30 protein-coding genes and 1 rRNA gene are annotated in these 26,934 nt (G+C 43.6%); 9 read left to right on the top strand and 22 right to left on the bottom strand.

What is annotated here, in order from left to right; genetic code table 11:
- Positions 1-83: ribosomal RNA gene (gene rrf / locus F995_RS16165) — 5S ribosomal RNA — on the top strand; the annotation flags it as partial.
- Positions 84-330: 247 nt separating this feature from the next.
- On the opposite strand, the gene F995_RS06360 is transcribed toward rrf, so the two are convergent.
- The 5 genes from F995_RS06360 to rplM all read right to left on the bottom strand — a co-directional run bounded on the left by F995_RS06360 (position 331) and on the right by rplM (position 3,248).
- A complete protein-coding gene (locus F995_RS06360; RefSeq protein ID WP_004645970.1) occupies positions 331-978 on the bottom strand; it encodes a hypothetical protein in 648 nt (215 codons plus the stop codon).
- 18 nt (positions 979-996) lie between these two features.
- Positions 997-1,425, bottom strand: a complete 429-nt coding sequence (locus F995_RS06355) for a ClpXP protease specificity-enhancing factor (RefSeq protein WP_004281679.1) — start codon at positions 1,423-1,425, stop codon at positions 997-999.
- Between the two features lie 9 nt (positions 1,426-1,434).
- On the bottom strand, positions 1,435-2,088 hold the full coding sequence (locus F995_RS06350) for a glutathione S-transferase N-terminal domain-containing protein (RefSeq protein WP_004645969.1): 654 nt from the start codon (positions 2,086-2,088) through the stop codon (positions 1,435-1,437).
- 331 nt (positions 2,089-2,419) lie between these two features.
- Positions 2,420-2,806, bottom strand: coding sequence for a 30S ribosomal protein S9 (gene rpsI / locus F995_RS06345; protein ID WP_004281681.1), 387 nt, complete (start codon positions 2,804-2,806; stop codon positions 2,420-2,422).
- A gap of 13 nt (positions 2,807-2,819) precedes the next feature.
- On the bottom strand, positions 2,820-3,248 hold the full coding sequence (gene rplM, locus F995_RS06340) for a 50S ribosomal protein L13 (protein ID WP_004281682.1): 429 nt from the start codon (positions 3,246-3,248) through the stop codon (positions 2,820-2,822).
- Between the two features lie 305 nt (positions 3,249-3,553).
- Here rplM and pdxA point away from each other — a divergent pair, with 305 nt between their 5' ends.
- Genes pdxA through F995_RS06325 form a run of 3 tightly spaced genes read left to right on the top strand, consistent with a single transcriptional unit; the run spans position 3,554 to position 6,220 of the window.
- Positions 3,554-4,522 (top strand): 4-hydroxythreonine-4-phosphate dehydrogenase PdxA, encoded by a 969-nt coding sequence (pdxA, locus tag F995_RS06335; RefSeq protein WP_004645967.1) that lies wholly within the window; start codon positions 3,554-3,556, stop codon positions 4,520-4,522.
- Positions 4,523-4,555: 33 nt separating this feature from the next.
- Entirely contained in the window at positions 4,556-5,368 is an 813-nt protein-coding gene (rsmA, locus tag F995_RS06330) for a 16S rRNA (adenine(1518)-N(6)/adenine(1519)-N(6))-dimethyltransferase RsmA (protein WP_004645966.1), read from the top strand.
- A 6-nt stretch (positions 5,369-5,374) separates the two neighbouring features.
- Positions 5,375-6,220: a symmetrical bis(5'-nucleosyl)-tetraphosphatase gene (locus F995_RS06325; RefSeq protein ID WP_004645965.1), complete on the top strand. Its 846-nt coding sequence runs from the start codon at positions 5,375-5,377 to the stop codon at positions 6,218-6,220.
- Between the two features lie 57 nt (positions 6,221-6,277).
- Here the strand turns inward: F995_RS06325 and F995_RS06320 are convergent, their stop codons facing one another.
- The 8 genes from F995_RS06320 to F995_RS17095 form a co-directional block, all read right to left on the bottom strand.
- Complete coding sequence (locus tag F995_RS06320; protein WP_004645964.1) at positions 6,278-6,724, bottom strand: DUF2147 domain-containing protein; 447 nt, start codon at positions 6,722-6,724, stop codon at positions 6,278-6,280.
- A gap of 147 nt (positions 6,725-6,871) precedes the next feature.
- Positions 6,872-7,321, bottom strand: a complete 450-nt coding sequence (locus tag F995_RS06315) for a DUF2147 domain-containing protein (RefSeq protein ID WP_004645963.1) — start codon at positions 7,319-7,321, stop codon at positions 6,872-6,874.
- A 60-nt stretch (positions 7,322-7,381) separates the two neighbouring features.
- Positions 7,382-7,831, bottom strand: coding sequence for a DUF2147 domain-containing protein (locus F995_RS06310; protein ID WP_004645961.1), 450 nt, complete (start codon positions 7,829-7,831; stop codon positions 7,382-7,384).
- A gap of 204 nt (positions 7,832-8,035) precedes the next feature.
- The gene (locus tag F995_RS06305; RefSeq protein ID WP_004645960.1) at positions 8,036-8,482 is read right to left on the bottom strand and encodes a DUF2147 domain-containing protein; all 447 of its coding nucleotides are present in this window, start codon (positions 8,480-8,482) and stop codon (positions 8,036-8,038) included.
- Between the two features lie 86 nt (positions 8,483-8,568).
- Positions 8,569-9,243, bottom strand: coding sequence for an LrgB family protein (locus F995_RS06300; protein WP_004645959.1), 675 nt, complete (start codon positions 9,241-9,243; stop codon positions 8,569-8,571).
- A 9-nt stretch (positions 9,244-9,252) separates the two neighbouring features.
- Positions 9,253-9,624 (bottom strand): hypothetical protein, encoded by a 372-nt coding sequence (locus tag F995_RS06295; protein ID WP_004281691.1) that lies wholly within the window; start codon positions 9,622-9,624, stop codon positions 9,253-9,255.
- Positions 9,625-9,664: 40 nt separating this feature from the next.
- Complete coding sequence (hflX, locus tag F995_RS06290; protein ID WP_004645958.1) at positions 9,665-11,005, bottom strand: ribosome rescue GTPase HflX; 1,341 nt, start codon at positions 11,003-11,005, stop codon at positions 9,665-9,667.
- Positions 11,006-11,082: 77 nt separating this feature from the next.
- Positions 11,083-11,214 (bottom strand): hypothetical protein, encoded by a 132-nt coding sequence (locus tag F995_RS17095; protein WP_004645957.1) that lies wholly within the window; start codon positions 11,212-11,214, stop codon positions 11,083-11,085.
- 189 nt (positions 11,215-11,403) lie between these two features.
- Here F995_RS17095 and F995_RS06285 point away from each other — a divergent pair, with 189 nt between their 5' ends.
- Complete coding sequence (locus F995_RS06285; protein ID WP_004645956.1) at positions 11,404-12,213, top strand: lysophospholipid acyltransferase family protein; 810 nt, start codon at positions 11,404-11,406, stop codon at positions 12,211-12,213.
- A 36-nt stretch (positions 12,214-12,249) separates the two neighbouring features.
- Here the strand turns inward: F995_RS06285 and F995_RS06280 are convergent, their stop codons facing one another.
- Positions 12,250-13,884: a phospholipase D family protein gene (locus tag F995_RS06280; protein ID WP_004645955.1), complete on the bottom strand. Its 1,635-nt coding sequence runs from the start codon at positions 13,882-13,884 to the stop codon at positions 12,250-12,252.
- A gap of 101 nt (positions 13,885-13,985) precedes the next feature.
- On the opposite strand from F995_RS06280, the gene F995_RS06275 reads away from it, so the two are divergent.
- On the top strand, positions 13,986-14,996 hold the full coding sequence (locus F995_RS06275) for a metallophosphoesterase (protein WP_004281695.1): 1,011 nt from the start codon (positions 13,986-13,988) through the stop codon (positions 14,994-14,996).
- 24 nt (positions 14,997-15,020) lie between these two features.
- Here the strand turns inward: F995_RS06275 and F995_RS06270 are convergent, their stop codons facing one another.
- From F995_RS06270 to trhA, 3 genes are all read right to left on the bottom strand, one after another.
- Positions 15,021-15,422, bottom strand: a complete 402-nt coding sequence (locus F995_RS06270) for a hypothetical protein (protein ID WP_004645954.1) — start codon at positions 15,420-15,422, stop codon at positions 15,021-15,023.
- 133 nt (positions 15,423-15,555) lie between these two features.
- Entirely contained in the window at positions 15,556-16,863 is a 1,308-nt protein-coding gene (locus F995_RS06265; protein WP_004281697.1) for an MFS transporter, read from the bottom strand.
- Between the two features lie 142 nt (positions 16,864-17,005).
- A complete protein-coding gene (gene trhA, locus F995_RS06260) occupies positions 17,006-17,650 on the bottom strand; it encodes a PAQR family membrane homeostasis protein TrhA (protein WP_004645953.1) in 645 nt (214 codons plus the stop codon).
- 102 nt (positions 17,651-17,752) lie between these two features.
- On the opposite strand from trhA, the gene F995_RS06255 reads away from it, so the two are divergent.
- Positions 17,753-18,976, top strand: coding sequence for a class I SAM-dependent methyltransferase (locus F995_RS06255; protein ID WP_004645951.1), 1,224 nt, complete (start codon positions 17,753-17,755; stop codon positions 18,974-18,976).
- Complete coding sequence (locus F995_RS06250; protein WP_004645950.1) at positions 18,970-19,401, top strand: GNAT family N-acetyltransferase; 432 nt, start codon at positions 18,970-18,972, stop codon at positions 19,399-19,401. The genes F995_RS06255 and F995_RS06250 overlap by 7 nt, the downstream gene beginning before the upstream one ends.
- 32 nt (positions 19,402-19,433) lie before the next feature.
- Here F995_RS06250 and F995_RS06245 read toward each other — a convergent pair whose 3' ends face one another.
- The 5 genes from F995_RS06245 to F995_RS06225 all read right to left on the bottom strand — a co-directional run bounded on the left by F995_RS06245 (position 19,434) and on the right by F995_RS06225 (position 25,401).
- The gene (locus tag F995_RS06245) at positions 19,434-20,180 is read right to left on the bottom strand and encodes an IS5-like element ISAba31 family transposase (protein ID WP_004645384.1); all 747 of its coding nucleotides are present in this window, start codon (positions 20,178-20,180) and stop codon (positions 19,434-19,436) included.
- A 150-nt stretch (positions 20,181-20,330) separates the two neighbouring features.
- Positions 20,331-20,678, bottom strand: a complete 348-nt coding sequence (locus tag F995_RS06240) for a hypothetical protein (RefSeq protein ID WP_016806670.1) — start codon at positions 20,676-20,678, stop codon at positions 20,331-20,333.
- A 162-nt stretch (positions 20,679-20,840) separates the two neighbouring features.
- A complete protein-coding gene (locus F995_RS06235) occupies positions 20,841-22,976 on the bottom strand; it encodes a 3-hydroxyacyl-CoA dehydrogenase NAD-binding domain-containing protein (protein WP_004645948.1) in 2,136 nt (711 codons plus the stop codon).
- Positions 22,977-22,987: 11 nt separating this feature from the next.
- Complete coding sequence (locus F995_RS06230) at positions 22,988-24,193, bottom strand: acetyl-CoA C-acetyltransferase (RefSeq protein WP_004645947.1); 1,206 nt, start codon at positions 24,191-24,193, stop codon at positions 22,988-22,990.
- Between the two features lie 197 nt (positions 24,194-24,390).
- Positions 24,391-25,401 carry an AraC family transcriptional regulator gene (locus tag F995_RS06225; RefSeq protein WP_004645946.1) on the bottom strand — a complete coding sequence of 337 codons (1,011 nt, stop codon included), beginning with the start codon at positions 25,399-25,401 and terminating at the stop codon, positions 24,391-24,393.
- Positions 25,402-25,614: 213 nt separating this feature from the next.
- Here F995_RS06225 and F995_RS06220 point away from each other — a divergent pair, with 213 nt between their 5' ends.
- Positions 25,615-26,736, top strand: a complete 1,122-nt coding sequence (locus F995_RS06220; RefSeq protein ID WP_004645945.1) for a CaiB/BaiF CoA transferase family protein — start codon at positions 25,615-25,617, stop codon at positions 26,734-26,736.
- Positions 26,737-26,934: the final 198 nt, after the last annotated feature.

The raw sequence follows: 26,934 nt of genomic DNA, 5'->3' as shown, positions 1-26,934 counted from the left end.
TCCCTTCCCGAACTCAGAAGTGAAACCTCTTAGCGCTGATGGTAGTGTGGGGTTACCCATGTGAGAGTAAGTCATCGCCAGCTCATTATTCGAAATCCCCCTCCGCATACGCAGAGGGGGATTTTTTTATGTGCGGGTTTTTAGATAAGATATTTAACATATCTATACCTCAAAGTTGATCAGATTCTTCTGAGACAGAGGACTCCTGTCAATTTGTTTGACCTATTAGGATCTCTGTAAGGCTGGCTCTAAAAGAGTTTATAAGCTGATTTTGTAAATTTTGGCACATAAAAAAACCAGCAAATCGCTGGTTTTTTACTGCTGGCTATTTTATCCAAACACACGCATTACGGCTGCAATTAATACCCAAAGAATGGCAATCGCTACGATTGGTTCAACAATCTTTGCCCATTTTGGGGTGTCGACAACAATCACTTCTTCGATATCTTGATGCTGCTGATTCTGGCTTACCATTTGATTAAACTCCTTCATTGATGCTTCCAATGATAGCTCTTCTTGCACAATTGGTTTAGAGCCTTTGAGTTCTGTTAGCTTGTTTGTTGTCCAAACCCAATCATCTGCTTGACCAGATAAATGTTCAATTTGCCCGGTCAGTAATTCCTGAATGCTATGGATATTATGGTTGCCGGTATCATGCAGTTGTTTTAATTCAATAAGCTGTAAATGAAAAATTTCTGAAGTGCTGTGCTCAAGCTGGGCTCGATCCAGAGTGGATTGATTTTCCGGACTGGTAGCGAGATGACGCACGATTTCCAGGATATATAATTCATCAGGATGATTGATTTCATTATAAATTTTTTGTGGGTTATGACGCCATTCAGTAATAAGTTTTCCTAAAGTTAAGGCATTGATTTCTGATATATATTTTCGTCTTTCTTCTTTTGTATATTCTTTTAGAAGCTCAGGCTTTTGAGTCTCTATCTGTTCAACAAAATATTGTACTAAATCAAAAGCCATTCACTTGCTCCATTATTTTTAATCTAATAGTCTTAAAGTCGGTTTTTTCTTTGGTTGTTCAGTTTGTTCTTCAGTGCTTGATTTTAAAGCATCTTCATCATTTTGTGTATGCTCATATTCACCTGGATCAAAGAATAAACCTTGACCATTTTCACGTGCATAAATACCGAGTACTGCTGCCATAGGCACATAAATATCACGAGAAACGCCACCAAAGCGAGCCGAGAAGCTAATGGCATCATTGCTCATATGCAGCGCATGCACGGCATGTGGCACAATATTCAGAACAATCTGTCCATCTTTAATAAACTGCTCAGGAACCATGGTATTTGGGCGTGTGGCATCCACCAGCAGGTAAGGCGTCATATTGTTATCGCAAACCCACTCATAGATTGCACGTGCCATATAGGGACGGGTAGGGCTAAGGTTGAATTCTTGTTCGGACATGATGTTTCTCTATGGATGTTTGAGTTGCACTGAATAACGGTTCTTTTCCTGCAATGTCATGGATTTTACAAAGGCAGGACGACTAAAAATTCGTTGGCAATATAAATAAAACGGACGGCATTGCTGCTGTGGTAATTCTACGCCCATCTGTTTCAGACGGATAAAAATTGGTGCCAACATACAATCCAGGATACTAAATTGTTCAGACATAAAATAGGGAAAATGCTGGAATAGTGGCATTAGTGAAATCAGGATATCCTGTAACTGCTTTTGTGCCTGAGTTCTGGCTTTCTTATCCAGCGTATCAGGATGGCGTAACATGAGATCAGCCAGTTTCAGCCAGTCATTTTCAAAGCGCCAGATGTATTGTCGTTGCTCTGCCCGGGGCATCGGAGCATCGGCATACAGTTTATTCTGACGATAACGATCATCTACATATTCTGAGATAATCGAAGTATTAAATAATTTAAGTTCATTTTCGATCAGCATCGGCAATTGATTATAAGGATTGAGACTGGCCAGATCCTCATCATCGGCATCCACCAAAATCAGGTTATATTTAATCTGTTTTTCGGTAAGCACATAGCGAATCCAATGGGAACGAAAGTCATCGGCATGACTATAGAGAGTGATTCCTTGAAGAGGCGCGCTTTCGACTGACATAAATCCTGATGAGCTTCTAATGAATAGACTAGGATACTAAAATTCAACCTAAAAAGCACCAAGCATCAAAGATCAATCGGCTTGAGCCAAGGTAGATTATAAGAAAAACAACTGGAGGAAAATAAGATGCTGATCAAGCTTCCTGTCATTTTGCTGTTTATCTGTATTGGGATCGCAAATTATTATTTGATGAAGTCATTCTGGTGTCACGAAGGGGTATGGGGTAAGGATGTACATGAACAATAACAAGAAAAAAGTTCTAAATGACCCACTAACCGCCATAAAAAAACCCTGGAAAATCCAGGGTTTTTTGTCCGATTCGGTAAACGAATTAACGTTTAGAGAACTGAGGACGTTTACGAGCTTTACGTAAACCAAGTTTCTTACGTTCAACTTCACGAGCATCACGAGTAACGAAACCAGCTTGACGAAGAGCAGGTTTTAAAGTTTCGTCAGAAGCGATCAATGCACGAGTAATACCGTGACGGATAGCGCCTGCTTGACCACCAATACCACCACCAGCAACAGTGATGTAAAGGTCATATTTGTCAGTAGCTTCAAGAAGCTCAAGTGGTTGGTTAACAACCATACGAGCAGTTTCACGACCGAAATACTGTTCAAGAGTACGGTTGTTAATTACGAGTTTACCAGTACCAGCTGATAGGAAAACACGTGCAGTTGCGGTCTTACGGCGACCTGTACCATAATTAGTAGCCATGTGCTGTTATCCCTTAGATGTCCAAAACTTGTGGCTGTTGAGCAGCGTGTGGATGCTCAGTACCTGCATACACTTTCATTTTCTTGATCATTGCATAACCAAGAGGACCTTTAGGTAACATACCTTTAACAGCTTTTTCTAGAACTGCTTCTGGTTTGTGAGCGATTAACTTTTCAAAGTTAGTCTCACGGATACCACCAGGGAAACCAGTGTGGCGATAGTATTTCTTATCTTGTGACTTTTTACCAGTCACAGTGATTTCTTCAGCATTGATAACAACGATGTAGTCGCCAGTGTCAACGTGAGGAGTATAAGAAGTTTTATGCTTACCGCGTAAACGACGAGCGATTTCAGTCGCAAGGCGACCTAAAGTTTTGCCAGAAGCATCAACAACGTACCAGTCGTGTTGAACTTCAGCTGGCTTAGCGCTGAGAGTTTTCATTAAACCACTACCTATTATAGTTGGTTTGGACTATGGAATCTGTCCAAACTAAAGGAGACGCGATTCTAAACGAATACGTGAAGAATCACAAATGAAAATTAAAATTTCAAGCGCTGTATTTTATCTAATCTCCCTGGTGAAAGAAAGACCTAAGCCTTTATATGCTACAAAAACTGCAACTATATTTGTAACCATAGTTTCAATGGTATCAAAATATTGATTTATAAGTACTCTTTGCAATGATTACTACAGCGTAGGCGTGATCGGGTTATAATATTTCTCAGCTTTGCCAAATTGAGAAGATGATGCTGCCTTTATATGTCACCAGTGGGGAACCTGCCGGAATTGGTCCTGATATTTGCCTGAGTCTTGCAGATCGTGTTGATGAGCGCCCAATTGTGGTATTGGCGGATATTCATATGCTCGAGCAACGTGCTCAGATACTCAAATTATCGGTTGAGCTGATTGAATATCAAGGACAGGAGTCATCTTCAGGCATCGGTCAGCTATTTGTAGAGCATGTTCCCGTGCAGCAAGACGTCGTATTGGGTGAGCTGAATCTGAACAATGCGGCTTATGTACTGGAGCAACTGCGTCGATCCGCAGACTATGCCATGTCAGGAAAAAGTGTCGGCGTCGCGACTGCGCCTGTACAAAAGTCCGTGATAAATGAAGCGGGCATTTCTTTTAGTGGTCATACCGAGTATTACCAGGAATTTGCTGGTGTTCCACGTGTAGTCATGATGCTGGCCACCAAAACTTTACGCGTGGCCTTGGCCACTACCCATCTTCCGCTTCGTGCCGTGGCAGATGCGATTACGCCTGAACGCTTGCATCAGGTGATTGATATTCTGATTCACGACCTGAAATCCAAATTCAAGATTGAACAGCCGAATATACTGGTTTGCGGTTTAAATCCGCATGCCGGGGAGGGCGGTTATTTGGGGATGGAAGAAATTGAAGTGATCAATCCGGTACTCGAAAGCTATCGTGCCCAAGGTATCAACATGAGTTTAAGCCTACCTGCTGATACTTTATTTACTCCAGAAAACCTAAAAGATGCTGATGCTGTTCTGGCGATGTATCACGATCAGGGCTTACCTGTGTTAAAATCACAGGGCTTTGGTGAAGCCATTAATATTACCCTCGGCTTACCGTTTATTCGAACTTCTGTTGATCATGGCACAGCACTCTCCCTTGCGGGGACGGGACTTGCGAAAAGTTCCAGCCTGCACGTTGCTGTCGATTTAGCCCTCGATCTGGCGCGCCACTGATTATTGTTCATCACTCACGTTGGAAATGTTTTTATGTATCAAATTAATGCCTTAAACCCAAAAGATGAAGGGCATCAGGCTCGAAAAAGATTTGGTCAAAACTTTTTACATGACCAGCGTGTCATTGCCAAAATTGTACGCTCAGTCAATCCGCGTCCAGGTCAGAACATTCTGGAAATTGGCCCGGGTCTGGCCGCTTTGACTTCACCTTTAATTGGCGAATGTGATGCCTTAACCGTACTTGAGCTGGATCGTGATCTGGCTGCTGGTCTGCCGGGTCGTGTGCCGCATCCGGAACGTTTAACCATTATTGAAGCCGATGCCTTGAGATATGATTATTCTCAATTGTTTCAGGAAGATCGTCCACTACGTGTCGTCGGTAACTTGCCTTATAATATTTCTACGCCATTGTTATTCCATCTTTTGGAATTTGGTGACAAAGTGCAAGACATGCATTTCATGCTACAAAAAGAAGTCGTGGATCGCATTACCGCATCACCGAATACCAAAGAATATGGCCGTCTGTCGGTGATGATTCAATATTTCTGTAAACCGACTTTCTTATTCGAAGTGCCACCTGGATCTTTTAATCCGCCTCCAAAAGTGACCTCAGCGGTATTCCGTTTAGAGCCTTATAAAGTTAAACCGATTGTGGCGAAGAATGAAAAAGCGCTGGCACGTCTGGTATCGCATGTCTTTACCCAGCGTCGTAAAACTCTGCGTAACAGCTTGAAGGGTATGCTGGTCGAAGAAGGTTTTGAAAAAGCGGGTGTTGATCCGATGGCGCGTCCAGAAACCCTAACCCTTGAACAGTTTGTTGCACTTTCAGATCAAATGGTGGCTTAAATTACGATGAACCGCACTGCTCGATATAATTATGTGATTGGGGATGTTCAAGGTTGTTTTGAGGCCTTGAAAGCTTTACTCAAGGAAATCCAGTTTGATGCAGAACAAGATTTTATCTGGTTTGCTGGAGATTTGGTTGCACGTGGTGAAAACTCAATCGCTGCATTGCGGTTTATCAAAAAGCTGGCTGAACAAGGTGCGGCTGCGACGGTCTTGGGAAATCATGATTTGACTTTGCTGGCTTATGCCCGTGGTATCAAGCCAGTAAAAGAAAAAGACAATGTCCGTGATGTGATTGATGCGATCGACAGTGATGACCTGATTGACTGGCTGCGCAAACAGCCAATGTGTCTATTTCCAAATGAGCAGACTATTCTGACGCATGCTGGAATTCCGAATATCTGGAGTGCAGAAAAAACTGCTCAATTGGCACAAGAAGTTGAAGCGATCATTGCTCATGATGACTTTGATGTGCTGGATGATTTCCTGAAAGAAATGTTCGGGAAAGAACCAGCACTCTGGTCGGATCAACTACAAGGCCATGAACGTATTCGCTGTATCGTGAATTACTTGACCCGGATGCGTTTAATCGATGCTAAGGGACGCCTGGAATACAGCTTTAAAGATGCGCTGGATGATCCGATGCCGCAAGGCTTTAAACCTTGGTTTGAGTTTGAATCACAGGCCGCACAAACTCATCAGATCCTGTTTGGTCACTGGGCCGCCTTGAACGGTAAAACCATTTCGAACAAGATTCAGAATGTAGATGGCGGTTGTGTCTGGGGTAATCAACTGATGGCCTTCCGCCTGGAAGATCAGCAGATGTTCGCGGTTGATAATCCGGTGATCTAAGTGTATCCAATAAAAAGCCACGTGATCACGTGGCTTTTTTAATTCTTGGATTCTTGATTAGTCTGCACGAATCCAGGTCTGGTTACGGCCTAGAACTGAAACGCCCATACTGGCACGTAAGGTTAAACGTTTACCGGTATTGTTTAAACGCATTTTTGCATCATAAATTTTACCTGCCAATGGATCGATAATACGACCTTTGTCATAATTTTTGGTGCCTTCAACCAGTTTTAGGCCTTTTAAAATGGTCATGCCTAAAATAGGCTGATTGGTATAAGGTGCAGGGCAGTTATTGCATTTTTCACGTGGATTATAGTCTGGGCGAGGCGTGATTTTTACAATTTTGCCTGAATAGGTATTATTTGCTTCTTTGCTAATGACGATAATCGCTTTAGCCGCCCCCGTTTTATCATCAATTTGTTGCCAGGTCCCGGTAATATCGTCTGCCCACAAATTCGTCATACATCCTGCTGTAAGCGCGGCAAGTAATATTTTTTTAAACATAGAGAGTCATTCCAAAGAATTTTTATCATCGCCCGCTCATGTTAGAAATCTTACTAAAATAGTCAACACTTATCTGAATACTATAGAGTTGATACACTAAAAAAAGCTGCCAATTTGGCAGCTTTTTTGAATAATGAGAATTAGGTATTAATCTTGGCGAATCCAGGTCTGGCTACGGCCTAAAGCGGACACACCCACATAACCACGCAAGGTTAAACGTTTACCATTGGCATTTAGACGCACTCGAGCGTCATAAACTTTACCTGCCAATGGATCAATCACTTTACCTTTTTCATAATTGTTGGTGCCTTCCACATGTTTTAAACCAGTCAATACATCCATGCCCATGATCGGCTGATTGGTATAAGGCGCGGGACATTTATTGCAGGTCTTTTGTGGAGTATAGCCTGGACGTGGAGTCACTTTGATAATTTTTCCAGCAAAAGTCCCATTATCATTTTGACGAATTTCAATAATTGCTTTTGGTGAGCCGGTTTTATCATCAATTTGCTGCCAGATGCCCGTCAGATCCTGTGCATAAGCAGTCCCAGTCATCAGTGCAGCGATGAACATTAATCCTAATTTAGTTTGTTTCATTATATTTATGCCTTTTTTATAGATGAATAAAATATCCCCAACACAAAAGTGCTGTTTTTATTAATCCTGGCGAATCCAGGTTTGTGTGCGACCAATCGCAGAGATCCCGATATATCCACGTAAAGTCAGTCGTTTCCCATTGGCAGAAATCCGCCCTTTTAAATCATAAATTTTGCCGGTGAGTGGATCGAGTACCCGGCCATGTGCATAGTTATTTTTGGTGGTGGGTTTCAGTCCTTTAATAACGTCTAATCCCAAAATCGGTTTATCGGTATAAGGTGGTGGACATTTGACACATTTTTCCCGTGGTGTATAACCTGGGCGAGGTGTGACTTTATTAATCGTTCCGGTATAGGAGCCATCAGCCTGCGTTTTCATTTCAATCAATGCTTTAGGTGAGCCGGTTTTATCATCAATCTGTTGCCAAAGACCAGATAACTCCTGAGCAAAGGCCATAGAGCCTGTGAATAAAGAAGCTGAAAAAACAGTTAAAATTGCGATTTTATACATGCGATATCCTTATCCTTATTTTTTTATGAACATTCACCTAATTCCATGTGGTGAATGTTGACGCAAACTACGTTAATACACTTTCATAATATATATTGCATGAAAAAAGCATATGTTTAATATTCATACAACTTAATGCATTAAAATGCAAGCTTCTATCTACTAAAGCATAACCCCGTCACATTTTATTTAATAAAGCAGGAATTAATCCTGCTTAATCCAGGTTTGACTACGGCCTAGTGCTGAAACGCCGATATAGCCGCGTAGGATCAGACGTTTCCCATTGGCACTTAATTTTGCCTTGGTGTTATAAAGATTCCCTGATAATGGATCAAGCAGCTTGCCTTGAGCAAAACTGTTATTGCCGACGTGCTTTAAGCCAGTGAGCACATCCAGACCGAGAATAGGTTTATTGGTATAAGGTGCAGGACAGGACACACAGTTTTCTTTCGGGGTATATCCAGGACGCGGGGTAATTTTTGTGATCTTGGCAGCATAGACGCCGGAAGCCGTCTCACGAATTTCGAGGAATGCTTTAGGCGAACCAGTTTTGTCGTCAATATTTCTCCATGTGCCTGAAAGGTCAGAGGCAAAGGCCAGATGGCTGAAAGAGGCTAAAAGTAAAGTTGAAAAGAATTGAACCTTTTTCATATATCTGTTCCTAGGTGAGATTAGTGTTCTTACTCTATAGTAAGAACGATTACCCTATAAAACAAATGAATAATTTGATTCACTAGTCACATTTTTTGCAAATAAAGTATAAAAGTTGGCAACCAGATCGCGGTAAAGACCGCATTTACCGCCATGCCAAAAGCAGCATAACGACCTGCAACACTGCCGCGCTGCCAGGCCTGAGCTGTACCAATAGCATGCGCGGCCAGTCCTAAAGCCAGTCCGGAAGCGCGCTCATCATTGATATGTCTCAGAATAAATGGAGAAAAAGCTGCACCAATCACACCAGAAAGAATCACGATCAAAATGACCATGCTGATGGGTGCATCCAGCAGGGTGGCAATATTAATCGCAATTGGAGTAGTCACGGCACGGGTAGCAAACGCCATAATGTCTGCAGAGGACATATGCAGCAGATAAGCCAGTCCCATCGGCAAGGCGACAGCACTAATACTGGCAAAAACTAAAATGCCGATAATGGCCTTGAGCGGCAGGTCATCATAGCGCATCGCGGCCAGAGGGATAGCCAATGCGACGGTCACATAGCCGAGTAAATGGTTAAAGAGTGGATTAACTTCATCCATGTAATTTTCATAGGGAATGCCGAGCGCAAATAAAATCACCAGTACAAAGAACATGCTGAACACGATGACGGGAATTTGCGGAATGAACCGGTTACAGGGTTTGGCAATCAGATAGGCGATGAGGGTAACCGCAAAGCCATACAAAATAGATAACATGCGGAACTCCTATAACCAGCGCTTGGCCATTTTGGCGTAAATCCATAAAGGAATCAGGGTGCTGAAAAACATGATGAACAGAAAGGCCGGAATTTTCTGGCCCATATGTACCAGCATCATCAGTGCACCTGCACTGACAGGCAGGAAGGCAAAGGCGCTTTCCTTCATGAGCTTGTTATTGGTATCGACCAGGCGAGCAGGAAGCTTGCCAAAATAGCGCCAGGTAAACAGCGCAATTAAAAGGCTCAATAATCCGACCAGATTACCTAATTCAGGATGATTCAGTTGGGTCATTAACCAGACTGAAGCTTCCCGAAAGACAATAATTAGTAAAAGGGTGCCGATCCATGCCGGCCAATCTATTCGTTTTATCCAGTTCATTGCTATGATCATTAATATTAATAAGTTTACTTATCAAGTTTTACTCGATCTTTGACTGGATTTCAAACGCTTCCAGTGGACGTTGAAATTGCTGCGCCTGTTTGCCCAGGATTTCATCTAAAGGTAAATGCGCCTGTTTAATCAACTGTTCCAGTTTCTGTGGGGCAATTCGAATATGCAGATGCAACTGGCCTTCATCATCATAATGTTCTGACTGGATCACATTCAGACCATAGAGCTGGTTGCGCAGCTTGCCATAAGCGGGTTTCAAGATTAAATCGAAAGACTGTAGTTGCCCCATCAAGGACTCATGTACTGCTTTACGCAGCAGGTCAATTCCTTCGCCACTATATGCTGAAACATAGACACGTTCTGGCTCACCCGGACGTCGATAAATAATTTTGGCCTCGTCACCGCTACAGTCAATTTTATTGTAAACCTGCAGGATCGGAACATCGACACCAATTTCTTTCAGGACTTTTTCTACAGCTTCAATCTGCTCCAGCATTTCTGGGCTGCTTGAATCAATGACATGCAGTAACAGCGTGGCTTCTACGGTTTCCTCCAAAGTTGCTTTAAAGGATTCCACCAGAGAATGTGAAAGATTACGGACAAAACCGACCGTATCGGCCAGCACCAGATTGCCGATCCCATCCCATTCCAGACGCCGTAAAGTAGGGTCCAAGGTTGCAAACAGCTGATTGGCTGCATAGACATCGCTGTTGGCGAGTAAATTAAAGAGGGTCGACTTGCCGGCATTGGTATAGCCGACTAAAGATACTGTTGGAACAGCTGCTTTTTGACGGGCAACACGGCCTTGCATCCGGGTCTGGCGGACTTTATCAATGCGTGCCTTGAGTTGTCCCATACGGATACGCAGCAAACGGCGGTCTGTTTCAAGCAGGGTTTCACCCGGGCCACGTAAACCGATCCCGCCTTTCTGGCTGTCGAGATTGCCACGACTACGAATTAAACGTGAAGATAAATGTTGTAACTGTGCCAGTTCGACTTGCAGCTTACCTTCATAGGTACGGGCACGCTGGGCAAAAATATCCAGAATCAGTTCAGTACGATCGACCACGCGGCATTTAATCACCTGTTCCAGATTACGGGCTTGGGCTGGGGTTAGGGCATGGTCAAAAATGACCAGATTGGCCTCCAGCTCTTCAACACGTTCAGCGATTTCTTCTGCCTTGCCGGAGCCGATAAAAAATTTGGCATCGGGTTTCACCCGCTGAGCATAAATATGTTCGAGAATTTCAGTATCTGCAGACTGGGCCAGCAAACGAAACTCTTCAGCATCAAGGTCATCCAGCATTTGTACGCTGACACTCACCAGAATGACGCGCTCTCTCCCTCGATGTTGTTGTAAATATTCCACTCAGGCCAATCTCCACTTGAAAACTTTAGTGTAGTTGAAAAAGGGCTGTGCAGATACTGAATTAGCGCCGCTTTGGTTTAAAGTGCGCTGATAAACAGTTGTGCAAGTGTTACCAGTACCACGGCATAGATGAAGGTGCCGCCCAAAATATATTTGAGCACTTGTAAAGGCTGAGGTGTGTCGTTCGCGGGCTGGGTTTGATCTGGCATGGCTACGATCCTTTTCAATCTAATATTTCGATAGTTTTAGTTTGAATGATTTTTTAATCCAATTAAAATTGAAGATATAGATGTTATTGGTCGATTTTTATTATCAATGCAAGTTGCGAATGAACAGTATAGAATGAGTTTAATTCGTGGATATTCCCTGTATCTCGCTTAGGATTTAATGACGTTTTTATGAACTCAACTGTACAAAACCAGACTCCAGATATCGAAGGCTTGGCCAAGTTTTTTCTGTATAGCCGGAAAATTACCGCCTCATTGGCCACCATCAGTGAGGGGTTCTATTTGGTTTTTCGTCATGGCTTATATAAAAATCCGAATAACCCGACCAATACTCGCTATGTGCAACATTTTTGCCGCCAGTTATGCAAAGTATTCAATATCGAAGTGCGGGTACATGGCGAGATTCCGCGTGAACCCGCCTTATGGGTCAGTAACCATGTGTCCTGGCTCGATATTGCAGTTCTGGGTTCAGGGGCACGCGTATTTTTTCTGGCGAAAGCAGAAATTGAGAACTGGCCAATTCTAGGCAAATTGGCCAAGGGTGGTGGCACCTTATTTATTAAACGTGGTTCAGGAGATTCCGTCAGGATTCGTGAACAAATTACCGGTTTCCTGAAACAGAATATTCCGGTGCTGTTCTTTCCTGAAGCGACGACTTCTGATGGGCGAGCCATCAAAAAAGTGCACGGCCGGATTTTAGGCGCCGCGATTGAAGCGCAGCGTCCTGTACAAATCTGTCTGATTTGTTATGTGAATCAGCAGGGTGAACTGGATATGGTTGCGCCGTTTGTCAATGACATCAGTTTTGCTGCCCATGTCAAAAAAGTACTGGAAATGCCGCAAGTCATTGCACATTTAGTGGCTTTACCTGCAATTGCCACGGAAGGGCATACGGTTGAAAGCCTGACCCGTGTGGTCCAAGAAAAAATGCAGACTGGCCTAGTTGAACTTCAGTCACGGGTATTAAAAAAGCCTCAATAAGAGGCTTTTTTATGGTTTTTGTTCAAAGAATCAAACTTACATAAAGCCTTCAATAGGCAGCCACGACACCAGTTTAAGTCCAGCTTTCTGATACCATTTCATTTTTGGTTCTTTGGTAAACGTTTGAACGTCACCATTGGCTTTCTTGATTTTCCAGTTAATGTTCTGATTCGCATCCAGCACCAGTTTATACGCATATTTGCTTAAATTTTTGTCCATGGTGTCGTGTACTGCACGTGCCAAAGACGGACTGTTCAGCAACACGCCAATTTCAGTATTCAAATAGGCTGAACGCGGATCAAAGTTAAAAGAACCAATAAACACCTGTTTTTGATCCAGTGCCATCAGTTTGGCATGCAGGCTGGAACGGCTCAGTCCTTTCAGGCTGACTTTAGCTTTTTTCGAAATTTCCTCAGTATTGGCATTTAGGTGATTAGCTTCTGGCGCTGCCAAGAACTCATACAGCTGCACCCCATTTTCCAATAGATCCTGACGATATTTGGCATAAAAGGCATGCACCACGGCAACGTCGTTGGCCTTAAAAGAGTTGGTCAGGACGCGAACCTTGATATTCTCATTCGCCAGTTTCTTTAAACGGTCTGCACCAATTTTTTCCGGGACAAAATAGGCAGAGACAATATCGACACTTTGTTCAGGTTTTTCCAGGCGCTGTAATAACTGGAAATTCAGGTGTTCTTCGGTTTTGGCCTTGGCTTTGATTTTGCTCGGTGGATCTTTGACCACTTCAGCTTCCACCCAATCCAGCTGAATGTTTTGTTCCAGCCATTGGTCAAAGGCTCTGGAACGATTGGCCAGATCCAGATAATTTTGAGTCGCTGGATCCTGACTATGGGTTTCTAGCTGTTCTTTTAAACTTGGAAAACGTAAGCCATGATGCCGTGGATTCACAACCTCTTGCACCGGATAGGCATAATCATCATTCCAGTATTCATCGAAGGAATGAATGATTTCATCCGATGCCGCACCGACCAGCATCACATCGACATCAGAGAACTGATAGCTTTCACTGACATTATAATACTGGTTGCTCATATTGCGGCCGCCAATCAAGGCAATCTGGTTATCGGCAATAAAACTTTTATTGTGCATGCGGCGGTTAATGCGCTTTAAATCCAGCACCATGTCCATGGCGCGGTATTTACGAAAGCGATAGGGATTATACAGTTTGACATCGATATTCTGATGCTGGTTTAAGGCCAGATAAATCCCTTCCATTTTCTTGGCATTATTGTCATCCATCAACAGGCGCACTTTTACGCCACGATCCGCTGCCTGAATAATCGCATGCAGGGCGAGGGCACCGATTCGGTCATTATCCCAAATGTAATATTGCAGATCCAGACTGCGTTCCGCTTTATTAATCAGCTGAATCCGCGCAGCCAGTGCTTCAAGCGGATCATACAGCACGCGATAACCGGTCAACCCGATGTTCTGATCACGTAAAGGTTCAACAATTTGTGCCAGGCTGGTTCGCGATGTATCCGTTTCAAATGCCATCTGGCTTGGCTGTTCGGTTTGCTTGGGTAAGGTGCTACACGCAGGCAGACCCAGTACCAGGCTACAGCTCAGTAAAATGCCGGCTTTATAGCGATGAGTGCGTATAAAACTTGAGGATTGAAGATGAACTTGATCGCGGGGAGCAGTGGCCATATAAGTCGAAGAATGAAAAATTAGAATTGAGTATAATTGCCAGCTATGAAAAGATAAATATAAAGCCAGTAATCTGCTGCTCGACTGAATAAGGCCAATTTATGTGGGATTCGAATTCCGTACTGTTTTATTTTTATCTAGGAATGGCGATTTTAGCCATCTGGGCTGTGGCTCAGGCATGGTCGAGCCAATCACGTACCGAAACCATTCATCCCTTTAAAGCTTTTGGTCATTTGCTGGCGTTTTATCTTGCCTATTTATTAATCCCTTTGGTTTTCTTCAGTATTTATGCTGGATGGACGGGGTATTATTCGCTGCATGAAGCTATTTTTGTATTTTTGCTGAGTGGGGTTTTGACTTATGCACGCTTTATCGAGCCACATTTAATTCAAGTGAAAACGACACAATATCAGATCAATGCAGATAAACGTTTAAAGCAGCCAGTAAAAATCGCCCTGATTGCAGATTTGCATATCGGTCTGTTTTCGGGTCATGAGCGTCAGTTGCGACAAATTGTACACAAATTAAATCATATTCAACCTGATTTGGTGGTGGTTGCTGGCGACTGGACTTACGAGCCAGAAAATAAACTGGCACAGGAACTGGCGGTTTTAAAAGAGATTCACGCTCCGGTCTATTCAGTCAATGGTAATCACGATGAGCAATATCCCGGACCGCCGATTCGAGAGTTATTGCACTATGCATTGCAAGTCAATCAGGTTATGGATATTGAAGGTCAAATTGTCGAATTTGATGAATTCCGACTTTTGGGCGTAGGCGACCTCTGGGCTGGTAAAGCCGATATGCGCAGTTTGCCAGACTTGCCTCAGGACAAGCCTTGGGTCATTCTTTCGCATAACCCTGATACGGTCGATATGATTCCAAAACTGCCAACGCGTCCTCTGATGCTGTCCGGGCATACTCATGGCGGACAGGTAGAGCTGCCTTGGCTAACTAATTACGTCATGAAAAAGGTTTCAATTTTGGGACATAAAAAGGGCATGTACCGTCATGAACATGCAGATGTGTTCGTGACTGTCGGTACCGGTTTGGTCGGTGTACCTTTCCGTTTCCGGGTGCCGCCTACCATTGATATTATTGAACTGATTTAAATTCAGCCGGCATTCTGTACCGCGTTAACTGATGATCCAGACCAGAATCAGCAAGACCACTGCGACGGCCGCCATCATCCAGATTTTCTTTTCAATTTTTCGGGTTGGCACATTTTCACGTAATTGTTGCGCAGTGATTTCAGCTTCTGTCGGTGTACTCAAACTAGGATGGGTGGGGATTTCCAGTGGCGGTGTCACCAGGTCGATATCACCGGCATCATCACTAAAGCGTGGACCGATACTCTCATGCTTCATGACCACATCATGTTCCTGCACAATTTCATCAATCACTTGCAGCGCCTGAGCTTCATCCAAGGGTGTATTCTCGGTGATATAGCGAACAGCTTCTAATTTTTTATCATCTTCCAGCAAAATAATGATATTGACCAACTGCTCCTGCGAGAGGTATTCAATAAGATCCTGCATGGCCTTGCCTCATTTTTTTAAATTGAGTTCATTTGATTGTTGAGCAAATTTAACGAGATAAGTAGCCGAGTTTTGTTGTGAAATCATAAAAAAAGCCAGCATCAAGTGCTGGCTTTTGAATCAATCTAAAATCTTAGATCTGATTATTTACATCATCATTCTTGGTTTCACGAATCAGCAAAAACGCGACAAGTGACAGGATAGATGCTGCGGTCAGATAATAACCGACTGCAGACAAACCATAGGCTGTTGCCAGCTTGGTTGCGATTAACGGTGCAAATGATGCGCCGAAAATGCCTGCCAAGTTAAAGGTCAATGCAGAACCTGTGTAACGTACTGAAGTCGGGAAGATTTCAGACAATACAGTACCGATTGGCCCATAAGTTAAGCCCATGATCGCCAGACCAATACACAAGAACAGGAACACCACCAAAGTGCTGCCAGATTCAAGCATATCTGCAAAGAAGATACCGAAGATCGCAGAAATGACACATACCGCAATCGAAGTGGTCTTACGGCCAAATTTCTCAGCCAATACTGCTGAAAGCGGGATAAAGGCAGCAAAACATAGGGTTGCAACTAATTGCAATTGCAGGAATTCTTCACGAGAATAACCGAGTTGTTTTGTTCCCCATTGCAGCGCAAATACCGTAGTCAGGTAGAACACAACGAAAGTACAGATTGCAGCAATCGTACCCAGAACCAGCATACGAGAATGCTTTTTGAATACCTGAACAAAAGGAACATTCACTTCTTTCTGTTTATCCAGCACTTTCTGGAAAGCAGGGGTTTCATGCAATTTTAGACGAATCCATAAACCGACAATCACCAACAAGGCACTTGAGATAAACGGAATACGCCAGCCCCACGCCATAAAGTCAGCTTCAGACATGAAAGCGCCAAGGGTCAGGAAAGAACCTGTTGCCAGAATAAAGCCGATTGGAGCACCCAGTTGCGGGAACATGCCGTACCAGGCACGTTTGCCTTCCGGGGCATTTTCAGTTGCAAGAAGTACCGCACCTGACCATTCACCACCCAGACCCAAGCCCTGACCTAAACGGCACAGTGCAAGTAACAGTGGCGCAGCAATTCCGATTTGCGCATAAGTTGGCAATAGACCAATCGCAACGGTTGAAATCCCCATAGTCAGCAAAGCAGCGACCAAGGTGGCTTTTCGTCCGATCCGGTCACCTAAATGACCAAATAATGCTGCACCAATCGGACGGGCAATAAAGGCAATGGCAAAAGTCGCAAGAGACTGAATGGTTGCGGTCATCGGATCTGTACTGGTAGGGAAGAACAGATACGGAAAAATAATGACAGCAGCGGTGGCATAAATATAAAAATCGAAGAATTCGATTGTGGTGCCTACCAAGCTCGCTGTTAAAACGCGAAATTTTGAATTTTGTGCTGGCTGAGCAGCAGAATTAGACGACGCCATGGAAAACCTTACACTTACTAAAAATAAAAAAACTTAGTTTTAAAAGCGTAATCTTTTTAAAAAAGGCGTAATTTTTTAAAAAAACAACTGCAATCTTCTCGCTTCAACTCGCTCAGGGTCACTGAAATGAAAAAGGAGATGATTAAATCACGTAAAGATAGATAGACAGAAAATGTGATCCTGCGCCTATCAATACAAATATGTGCCAGATAGCGTGGGTATATCTTACTCTTTTTAAAGCGTAAAACAATGCACCCACGGTATAAGCGAGTCCACCAATGATGAGAAAGGTTAAAGATTGAGCACTTAAATATTGCTGCATATCATCAATCACCAGCAGCGCCAGCCAGCCCATGGCCAGATAAGCCGCCAAAGAAAGTTTCTGAAAACAATGAATGAAAACGAACTTGAAAAGTGTACCAAGAAGAGCAATCACCCAGAGAGCAATCAATAAATACTGGGCTTTGGCGGTCGGAATGGCAATCGATAGGAAAGGGGTATAAGTTCCGGCGATTAAATAATAAATCGCAGTATGATCGATTTTTTTATAAAAATAACGGCGGTCTGCTGCAGTGGCCATGTGGTAAAGCATGGAAGCAGAAAATAACAGAATCATGCTCAGTGCATAAACCCAAAGACCAATCCATTGTCCAGTACTCAGGTAAGACCCTTTAATAATCAAAAGAATACCGGCAATAATGGACAGCCCGGCACCTACACCATGACTAATATAGTTAATCCGTTCCTCATTTTGATCATAATCTGGAACCAGTGGAGCATTCTGCATGATTGTCATTCTTTTTCAAATATACACTTGTATAGTAATTCAATTTTGCTTTTAGGTTAAGAAGATTTAAACTTGATGCGCAATTCATTTCAGGTTTTATCTATGTCAACGTTGGCAACTCTCTCAGATCAGGAACAGCAATTCTTGGATACCTTTCAGCAAGCTGTTGAAAGGAATCAATTTGATCGCCTGATCTTAAGCCAGTATAAAGGTGAACTGCAGGATTTAGAGAAAATGACCTTGCGAGTCATTACATTAAATGAACAGCGCGTATTGAGCTGTCTATATCGTTACAAGACGCAGGATGTCACGAAAAATTATCCTTTAGATGAAGCATTATTCCAGGTTACTTCACTACTGGCGTGTTGCAAACAGGCCAATCTGATGACAGTAGATGAAGAATTACAGCTGAAAAAAAACAAGAAAAAAGCCATGTTAACGCGTAGCAAACATAAAGCCACGATGAATCAGGTGAAGCCTGCTGAACAAGGCCATGACCGGATTAAACAACGTTATGTCGATCAGGACAGCATCTTTCTCCAATATCTCGGTATTACCGATCAAAAAGCGCAAATCATTCCGAGCATGGCGCGTAAATGGAAGCAGATTAATAAGTTTGTAGAAATCTTCTCAGGTGCATTGGCACAGATTAAGCCACAGGCTGAAGGCCTGCGCGTGGTGGATTTTGGTTCGGGTAAGGGCTATCTGACTTGTGCTTTATATGACTATATGCAAAAACATGGTCAAACGCCGTATGTCACCGGGGTAGAGCTTAATCCGAAAATGGTTGAATTCTGCCAGAATGTCGCGCAGCAATCTGGTTTTGATCAGCTGGACTTTTTCCAGGGGGATGTCCGTACTTATGCACCGGAACGTCTGGATGTGATGATTGCCTTACATGCTTGTGATGTAGCAACAGATTTTGCGATTCATAGCGGGATTCGCCTGAATGCGCAGATGATCATGTGTGCACCGTGTTGTCATAAGGAATTGCGTCCGCAGTTGCAGGCGCCAAAAGTCCTCAGCCCGATGTTACAGTTTGGTATTCATGCCGGACAGCAGGCAGAAATGTTGACCGATACCATTCGTGCTTTACTGCTCAAAGCTTATGGTTATGAAACCAAAGTTTTTGAATTTGTGGCGCTGGAACATACCAGTAAAAATAAAATGATTCTGGCGACAAAACGTAAAGACTATCAACAACCTGATCAGGCGGTTCTGGCACAAATTCAGGCCTTAAAAGAGATGTATGGTATCCAGAAACATTCACTGGAATTGTTGCTCAATGACCAGTGGGATCAGCAGGGAATGGGTTCTAAATGCTAAACAACCCAGAACTGAAAATAGTGTCCGGCAGCTGGAAAGCTTTGGCAGTGTATGCCAAAGCGATTCGTGAAGCCGTGTTTATTCAAGAACAGCATATTGCAGCTGAAGATGAGTGGGATGCTGAGGATGTGGTTGCTGTACATTTCATTGTTTTTCAGCAGGATCAGGCGATTGCTACAGCACGCTTATTGTCAAATAACAGTATCGGTCGGGTTGCAGTCCTAGCAACAACACGCGGTTTAGGTGTTGGTCAGCGCTTGATGCAGGCCGTGATTGACTATGCGCGTGCAGAGCAGCGTGAGTTGGTCAAGCTATCTTCGCAAGTGCATGCCATTGGCTTCTATCAAGCGCTGGGATTTGAAGCTCAAGGTGAGGAATATCTGGATTGTGGTATTCCGCATATTGATATGTATTTAAAACTTTAGGGTCTGTTGACATTTACTGTTCATAATTAACCCTATAAAGGTAGCCATAAAAATATACAGGCTAAAGCAACAGAACTTTGATAATTTCTTTTGAGCTTGTCATATCGAGTAGCTATTCCTCTAAATTGCTTTAATCTACAAAACATATTTTCAACTAAATGCCTGATTTTATATAAATACCAGTCCATATGGTCATTGTTCGATTGGCTATTTGTTTTCTTTGGTATATTCGCTTTAGTCCCTGTTTTCCTGATCTGTTCACGCAGTGGTTCTGAATCATAGCCTTTATCTGCGCATACCACTTTTGTCTCTTTTAAATCTAATGTTGATATTAAATCAGGTGCAACTTTAACATCATGTGTGGTTCCATCGGTAATCATGAAATCAATAGGATTGCCATGTGCATCAACAATCAAATGTATTTTTGAGGAGTTTCCTCCTACACTTTTAGAAATAGATTGATTCGCTATGCCGGCAGAATGTTGATGAGCACGTACATGAGAGCCATCAATAAAAATCCACTCCATATCGGGGCATGAGGCTAGTAATTTGAATAATCTAAGTAACTTACCGCTGCTTGACCAACGATTAAAACGTTTGAAAATAGAGTTTGAATGACCAAAACAACAAGGAATATCTCGCCACGGACAGCCTGTTCTAATTCTATAGAGAATAGCTTCAATAAAATTGCGTAAATTTGAGTTGTGGTGAATGGATAAATTACGCAGAATAACTTTCAACTTTTGCCAGTGTTGATCTGTCAGCATGGTACGAGGCATAGCGAATAGTAAAATTGGGTTTGGCGATTTGATTTTACTACTTCGCTATTTTTTTAAGCTAAAAGTGTCAACACACCCTAATTTTCAGCCCTTCAAATACAAAAAAGCGAGGCATTGACCTCGCTTTTTGATGCATAGCCTGAATCTGAATTAGTGGCCATGCGCTGCATTTGAGCTGTGCTCGGCATTATCCATATTGGCATGTTCTTCAGCTGACATATTGTGTTCAGCGGCTGTCGTACCTGTAGGAGCCACATTGGCAGCTTCACGTGCTTCACGATCTGCCTGAGCTTTGGCAAGCGCTTCTGGAGACATCGTTGGTGCATTTTTAAAAGCATGCTGCTGGGTAGTCTGTTTATTTTGCTGGCTTGGCATGTAATCCGGTTCATTACTTATCGCGAGCCAAAAAATAAGCATGAATAATCCACCTAAAATACAGAAGATAATAAGTGCTTTCCAACCCCAAGGAGATTTTTCAGGTGAACTGTGATCAGTCATAGGTTTTACCCACGTGGATACCAAACTTATGTAACTTTATAACATAAATTGATCAAAAAGCAGATCGAAATCTGTCATCAGATGAGTCTATCCAGTGCTTAAGCCCAATCTGGATCATAAAAAAAGAGGAAACACGTTCCTCTTTTTATTTAAGTGCTCAAATTATTGAATCGGCTGGGCATGTGCTGCACGATCTCTGAGGAGTTGTGGGGCTTTGAAGCGTTCGCCATATTTATTTTCAAGTACTTTGGCACGGGTCACGGCTTTGGCTAAACCATACTGATTCAGGAATTGTACTGCACCGCCCGTCCAGGCGGCAAAGCCAATGCCAAAAATGGAACCGACATTGGCATCGACCACAGATTCCAAAACACCTTCTTCCAGACAGCGAACCGTATCCAGTGCCTGTACAAACAGGAAGCGATCAATCATTTCCTGTTCAGAAATATCGTTGTCTTTTTTCCAGTGGCTAAGACCAGACCAGAGCTGCTTTTTGGCATTGGCCGGATAATCATAAAAACCTGCGCCTGCAGCCTTACCTTTACGGTTAAATTCGTGAATCATGCTGTGAATCACATCATCCGCAGGTGATTTAGGGATGGTCTGACCTTGTGCTTCTAAAGCTTTATATCTTTCATTGGCTACATGTTCAGATAAGGTCAAGGACACTTCATCCTGAATCGCCAACGGGCCCACTGGCATACCGGCTTTGAGTGCAGCCATTTCAATTCGTGCCGGATGTACACCTTCTGCCAGCAGGCGTAAACCTTCCTGTATAAAGGTACCAAACACGCGGCTAGTAAAGAAACCACGGCTGTCATTCACCACAATCGGTAATTTGCCAATCTGCTGCACGAAATCGAAAGCTTTGGCCAGCGTTTCTGCCGAGGTATTTTTACCTTTGATAATTTCCACCAGCTGCATTTTATCGACCGGACTGAAGAAATGCAGGCCGATAAAGTTCTGATCATTTCTTGAAGCCTGGGCTAACTCTGTGATCGGCAGGGTCGAGGTATTCGAAGCCATCACCCCGTTGCTGGCAAGATATTGCTCTGCCTCTTGCGTGACTTGAGCCTTGAGCGCGGGATTTTCAAAGACGGCTTCAATGATCAGGTCACAACCCGCTAGATCTTCATTCGATGCAGTTGTTTGAATCAGGCTTAAAAAATGATCTCGTTTCTCGGCTGATAAACGCCCTTGAGCGACTTTTTTATCCAGCAGTTTCTGGCTATAGGATTTGCCTTTTTCAGCCGCTTCTAATGAAATATCTTTCAGAACTACTGGAATGCCTGTGCTGGCAGTGGCATAGGCGATCCCAGCACCCATCATGCCTGCACCTAAAATACCGACTTTAGTGGCTTTCCACTTTTCAATATCTTGAGGGCGACTGGCACCGGACTTGATTGCATTCAGACCATGCCAGAAAGTGCCAATCATATTTTTAGAAATTTGACTGGTCGCCAAATAAGTAAAGTAACGCGATTCAATGGTCAGGGCAGTATCGACATCGACCTGTGCACCTTCTACCGCAGCCGACATGATCGCTTCAGGTGCAGGGTAGCAGCCTTTGGTTTTATCGCGCAGCATCGCCGGAGCAATTGCCAGCATCTGGGCAACTGCTGGTGTCGAAGGGCTACCACCCGGAATTTTATAGCCTTTTACATCGAATGGCTGCTGAGATTTTGGATTGGCTTTGATCCAGGCAATGGCCTTTTCTAGCAATTCATCTGTACTGTCTGCGATCTCATGAATCAACCCTAAAGATCTGGCTTTATCGACTCCAAACTGTTTGCCTTCCATTAATAAAGGAAGGGCATTTTGCAGACCGAGCAGGCGGACGCTACGGACGATACCACCGCCACCTGGTAATAAACCCAGTGTGACTTCAGGTAGGCCAAATTTGCTTTTAGGGTCATTCAGGGCAATACGATGATGGGCACACAAGGCAATTTCCCAGCCCCCGCCAAGCGCTGTACCATTCAGTGCAGCAACCACAGGAATACCGCGAGTTTCGATATAGCGTAGTTTGGCTTTCATCTCTTCAATCATATTGAAGAATTCAGTTGCATGCTCAGGAGTGGCTTGAATCAGTTCATCCAGATCGCCGCCAGCAAAGAAAGTTTTTTTCGCTGAACGGAAAATAATCCCGGCAATATCTTCATCTGCTTGTAACTGGACAACGACTTCATCTAGTGCCGTACGAAAGTCGGCATTCATGGTATTGGCAGACTGGTTTGGAGAATCAAACGTTAAAATAACAATATTATCTTCATTTTTTTGATATTGAATTGCGCTCATTATTTTTCTCCTTATACCAGTTCAATAATGGTTGCGATGCCCATACCACCACCCACGCAAAGTGTGGCTAATCCACGTTTTTTCCCCTGGCGTTCTAACTCGTCCAGTAATGTCCCTAAAATCATCGCACCAGTCGCACCGAGTGGATGTCCCATGGCAATTGCACCGCCGTTGACATTCACCTTGGCAGGATCAATCTTCATTTCATTGATAAAGCGCATCACCACGGCAGCAAAAGCTTCATTGACTTCAAACAGGTCAATATCATCAATCGTTAAACCCGCCTTAGCCAAGGCCTTACGAGCAGCCGGGGCAGGGCCGGTCAGCATAATGGTTGGATCTGCACCGACCAGTGCCGTCGCCAGTACTTTGGCACGTGGCTTCAGACCTTGTTCTTTTACTGCTTGTTCCGATGCGATCAAAACCACAGCCGCGCCATCGACAATTCCTGAAGAATTCCCGGCATGATGCACATGATTGACAGCACCCACTTCAGGATATTTTTGCAGGGCAATTGCATCAAAGCCCATTTGTCCCATAGTGGCGAAACTTGGATTGAGTTTGCCTAGGCCTTCTGCAGTCGTTGTCGGTTTGATAAATTCGTCTTTGTCCAGGATTACTACACCAGCTTTGTCTTTTACCGGGATAACAGAGGCGTTGAAATAACCATTGGCTTGAGCGGCAGCTGCTTTCTGTTGTGATTGTTCGGCAAATTGATCTACATCAGAACGCGTATAACCGTCAATCGTGGCAATCAAATCTGCACCAATACCTTGTGGAATAAAGTCACAGGCCATATTGGTCTCAGGGTCCAGTGCCCAAGGACCACCGTCAGAACCCATCGGCACGCGGGACATGGATTCGACTCCACCTGCCACAACCAGATATTCCCAGCCAGAGCGGACTTTTTGTGCGGCCAGATTGACAGCTTCCAGACCGGAAGCACAAAAACGGTTAATTTGCACACCCGCTACATCATTATCCCAACCAGCAGCGATGGCAGCCGTTTTGGCAATATTGGCGCCCTGATCACCAATTGGGGTGACACAACCGAGCACGATATCATCTACTTTTGCGGTGTCAAACTGATGACGAGCCTGAAGTTCGTTGAGTAAGCCAGTCAATAATGAAATGGGTTTTACCTGATGTAAAGATCCATCTTTTTTGCCTTTTCCGCGTGGCGTACGAATGGCGTCAATAATATATGCCTCGCTCATAGCATGTCCCTTTTATTGATTTGATGAAAATTATTCTAATGACTCGAGTGTAATACTTAATTTTTGAAGTGCAATGACGAGAACGGGCCAGATCATTTGAGCGATTTAGCCAATTTTAGCTATAAAAAAGCCTAAGCTTTTGCTTAGGCGGAGAGAACTGGTTTTATTATTACATGCTCTTTTGCGGCATTACTTGATTAATGATAGCCATGTAATTGACGATACAGACCCGGAGTCACACCTGTCCATTTTTTGAAAGCACGGTGGAAGGTACTGGTTTCACTGAAACCGACCTGTTGGGCGACATCTTCAAGGGTAAGATCAGGGTTAAGTAACAGGTGAATTGCGGCATCACGTCGCAATGCATCTTTCACGCCTTGATAGCTTTTGCCTTCGGCTGCCAGACGGCGACGCAAGGTTTGCGGTGATAGATATAACATCGATGCCACATCATTCAAGGTTGGCATTTCTTCACCAATCTGGCTCTTCAGCACATCACGGATTCTAGAAGTCAGTGAATTGGTATTTTTGAATTTCACCAGCAGTTGGGCCGGTGCTGCTTTCAAAAACTCTTCCAGAGTTTCTTCATTCTGGCGAATTGGCAGGTCCAGATAGTCCGCAGCAAAAGTGATTTCAGTACGTGGCATATCGAACTGCATTACCGGCGCAAAGAATAAGGCATCATATTCATCGGCATGGTCTGGACGCGGATAACTAAAATGCACGCGTTCCAGTGGCAGGCGACGCTCAATGAGCCAAGACGCCAAGCCATGCCAGATCATCAGCATGCTTTCAGTAATGAAATGATCCGGATCCATCGCATTTGGAATCAGCGGAACCAGACGTGCTTCGTGTTTGTCGCGTTCCAGGGTCACCGACCAGTCATCACCAAAGAGTTTGTAGAACTGGGAAGACAGTTCCAGTGCATCACCCAGAGTTTTGGCATGAATGATCAGCTGGCACATGATCGCAAACGTACCCAGACGGCGTTGCTGTTTGTCAAAGCCGACATGCTCGTCCTGGGTTACCATCCACAACATTTTAATAAAGCGGGTATATTGTTCAGGCGAAATACGCGCTTTGGGCTGATGCAGCAATTCTGCTTCAATCCCGACGTGAGACAATAAAGTATCGACATCCATGCCCAGACGCTTAACGCCAGATAAGGCTGCATTGACGAAGTGGATACTGATCGTATCACGACTCATGTTTAATCCTTCAGTCTCTTTAATGTTCACTAATAATTGACCTAAATGACGAAAAATAATAAAGCAATGGCAATTTACAAGAATACCTTTGCCATTTTCTTACATATTAGATTGCCGAAACTATCAAGGTAAATGGCTGAACATGACATTGTTTTTATGCATTTATGTGCCTAAGATGCTGAAAAAAGCAATATAAGTAGAGCAAATACTCCAATGTCATATGTATTAAAAGGATTGAAAATCCTAGATTTTTCTACACTTTTACCCGGCCCGTTTGCCACATTATATCTTGCTGATTTAGGTGCAGAAGTTGTGCATATTGAATCACCGACCCGACCGGACCTGTTGCGATTAATGCCACCCTTTGCCAATGGACAAGCCACTTCACAGAGTTATCTGAATCGAAACAAGCAATCGGTTGCACTGGATTTGAAAGATCCTGCAAATATCGAACTGGTCAAATCCAAGATTGCAGATTATGACATTGTGATTGAGCAATTCCGTCCTGGGGTGATGCAACGTCTAGGCTTAGATTATCAAACCTTAAGCGAAATTAATCCAAAATTGATTTACTGTTCCATTACCGGTTATGGCCAAACTGGCACATATAAAGATAAGGCAGGGCACGACATTAATTATCTGGCTTTATCCGGAATTGCCGGACACAGTGGCCGGATTGAAAATGGTCCACCTGCCTTGGGAATTCAGGTTGCCGATGTTGCGGGTGGTTCCATGCATGCTGTGATTGCGATTCTGGCTGCGGTGATTGAACGCCAACAAAGTGGCAAAGGGCAATATATTGATATTTCCATGACCGATTGTGTGGTGACGATGAGCAATCTGGCGGCTTCTGCCAGTCTGGCTGGCAATCAGCATCAATCTCCAGAATCCGGCTATCTGAATGGCGGAACTTTTTACGACTATTATGAAACCCAAGATGGGCGTTATCTGTCGATTGGCAGTCTGGAACCACAATTTATGCAGGGACTGGCACAGTCTTTAGAGCTGCCGATTCTCCTGGAAAAAGGCGCTTCTTATGCCGCTGAAGATCATGCTGCAGTGAAGCAGGCGATTCAGAATAAAATCAAGACTAAGTCTTTATCTGAATGGCAAACGCTGTTTGCCGCGTTGGATGTCTGTGTCGAACCGGTGCTCAAACTTGAGGAAGCATTACATTCTGATCTGGCCCAGCAGCGAGGATGGGTCGTACAGGTGCCACTCAAATCCAGCAGTCAGCAGACCGAAGCACAACTGGCTTGCCCGATTAAATTTTCACGTTCAACGATACGTTATGAATTTGTAGGGCAGCAATTGGGAGAGAGCCAAAATTGGTAGAATTTTTAAAGTATTAATAAGATAGTTAACCGAAGTTGAGAAAATTTTTCCTATATGAAAATAAGTAATAATGATTGAAGAATTTAATCATTATTACTTTAAATTTAATCGAATGCTGTAAATACTGAGATCCGTGAAACTTTGGTAGGCTTATCAATAAAACCGCTATGAAATATGTATAAAAAGCATTTTATTGAT

It is taken from the genome of Acinetobacter sp. CIP A162, assembly GCF_000367905.1.
GTDB classification, from domain to species: Bacteria; Pseudomonadota; Gammaproteobacteria; order Pseudomonadales; family Moraxellaceae; genus Acinetobacter; species Acinetobacter lwoffii.
This window is presented reverse-complemented; position numbering and strand designations above follow the sequence as displayed.

What these genes read in the sequence shown, in the direction of transcription:
- F995_RS06280 (WP_004645955.1), bottom strand. Translation starts at nt 13,884, where the DNA reads ATGGCCACTGCTCCCCGCGATCAAGTTCATCTTCAATCCTCAAGTTTT.
- F995_RS06225 (WP_004645946.1), bottom strand. Translation starts at nt 25,401, where the DNA reads ATGAGTCGTGATACGATCAGTATCCACTTCGTCAATGCAGCCTTATCT.
- F995_RS06240 (WP_016806670.1), bottom strand. Translation starts at nt 20,678, where the DNA reads ATGACTGATCACAGTTCACCTGAAAAATCTCCTTGGGGTTGGAAAGCA.
- F995_RS06235 (WP_004645948.1), bottom strand. Translation starts at nt 22,976, where the DNA reads ATGAGCGCAATTCAATATCAAAAAAATGAAGATAATATTGTTATTTTA.
- F995_RS06230 (WP_004645947.1), bottom strand. Translation starts at nt 24,193, where the DNA reads ATGAGCGAGGCATATATTATTGACGCCATTCGTACGCCACGCGGAAAA.
- F995_RS06245 (WP_004645384.1), bottom strand. Translation starts at nt 20,180, where the DNA reads ATGCCTCGTACCATGCTGACAGATCAACACTGGCAAAAGTTGAAAGTT.
- rsmA (WP_004645966.1), top strand. Translation starts at nt 4,556, where the DNA reads ATGTATCAAATTAATGCCTTAAACCCAAAAGATGAAGGGCATCAGGCT.
- F995_RS06255 (WP_004645951.1), top strand. Translation starts at nt 17,753, where the DNA reads ATGTCAACGTTGGCAACTCTCTCAGATCAGGAACAGCAATTCTTGGAT.
- F995_RS06270 (WP_004645954.1), bottom strand. Translation starts at nt 15,422, where the DNA reads ATGCAGGATCTTATTGAATACCTCTCGCAGGAGCAGTTGGTCAATATC.
- F995_RS06285 (WP_004645956.1), top strand. Translation starts at nt 11,404, where the DNA reads ATGAACTCAACTGTACAAAACCAGACTCCAGATATCGAAGGCTTGGCC.
- F995_RS06325 (WP_004645965.1), top strand. Translation starts at nt 5,375, where the DNA reads ATGAACCGCACTGCTCGATATAATTATGTGATTGGGGATGTTCAAGGT.
- F995_RS06300 (WP_004645959.1), bottom strand. Translation starts at nt 9,243, where the DNA reads ATGTTATCTATTTTGTATGGCTTTGCGGTTACCCTCATCGCCTATCTG.
- rpsI (WP_004281681.1), bottom strand. Translation starts at nt 2,806, where the DNA reads ATGGCTACTAATTATGGTACAGGTCGCCGTAAGACCGCAACTGCACGT.
- F995_RS06220 (WP_004645945.1), top strand. Translation starts at nt 25,615, where the DNA reads ATGTCATATGTATTAAAAGGATTGAAAATCCTAGATTTTTCTACACTT.
- trhA (WP_004645953.1), bottom strand. Translation starts at nt 17,650, where the DNA reads ATGCAGAATGCTCCACTGGTTCCAGATTATGATCAAAATGAGGAACGG.
- F995_RS06295 (WP_004281691.1), bottom strand. Translation starts at nt 9,624, where the DNA reads ATGAACTGGATAAAACGAATAGATTGGCCGGCATGGATCGGCACCCTT.
- F995_RS06305 (WP_004645960.1), bottom strand. Translation starts at nt 8,482, where the DNA reads ATGAAAAAGGTTCAATTCTTTTCAACTTTACTTTTAGCCTCTTTCAGC.
- F995_RS06265 (WP_004281697.1), bottom strand. Translation starts at nt 16,863, where the DNA reads ATGGCGTCGTCTAATTCTGCTGCTCAGCCAGCACAAAATTCAAAATTT.
- F995_RS06315 (WP_004645963.1), bottom strand. Translation starts at nt 7,321, where the DNA reads ATGAAACAAACTAAATTAGGATTAATGTTCATCGCTGCACTGATGACT.
- F995_RS17095 (WP_004645957.1), bottom strand. Translation starts at nt 11,214, where the DNA reads ATGCCAGATCAAACCCAGCCCGCGAACGACACACCTCAGCCTTTACAA.
- F995_RS06320 (WP_004645964.1), bottom strand. Translation starts at nt 6,724, where the DNA reads ATGTTTAAAAAAATATTACTTGCCGCGCTTACAGCAGGATGTATGACG.
- F995_RS06360 (WP_004645970.1), bottom strand. Translation starts at nt 978, where the DNA reads ATGGCTTTTGATTTAGTACAATATTTTGTTGAACAGATAGAGACTCAA.
- F995_RS06310 (WP_004645961.1), bottom strand. Translation starts at nt 7,831, where the DNA reads ATGTATAAAATCGCAATTTTAACTGTTTTTTCAGCTTCTTTATTCACA.
- pdxA (WP_004645967.1), top strand. Translation starts at nt 3,554, where the DNA reads ATGCTGCCTTTATATGTCACCAGTGGGGAACCTGCCGGAATTGGTCCT.
- F995_RS06350 (WP_004645969.1), bottom strand. Translation starts at nt 2,088, where the DNA reads ATGTCAGTCGAAAGCGCGCCTCTTCAAGGAATCACTCTCTATAGTCAT.
- F995_RS06275 (WP_004281695.1), top strand. Translation starts at nt 13,986, where the DNA reads ATGTGGGATTCGAATTCCGTACTGTTTTATTTTTATCTAGGAATGGCG.
- rplM (WP_004281682.1), bottom strand. Translation starts at nt 3,248, where the DNA reads ATGAAAACTCTCAGCGCTAAGCCAGCTGAAGTTCAACACGACTGGTAC.
- F995_RS06355 (WP_004281679.1), bottom strand. Translation starts at nt 1,425, where the DNA reads ATGTCCGAACAAGAATTCAACCTTAGCCCTACCCGTCCCTATATGGCA.
- F995_RS06250 (WP_004645950.1), top strand. Translation starts at nt 18,970, where the DNA reads ATGCTAAACAACCCAGAACTGAAAATAGTGTCCGGCAGCTGGAAAGCT.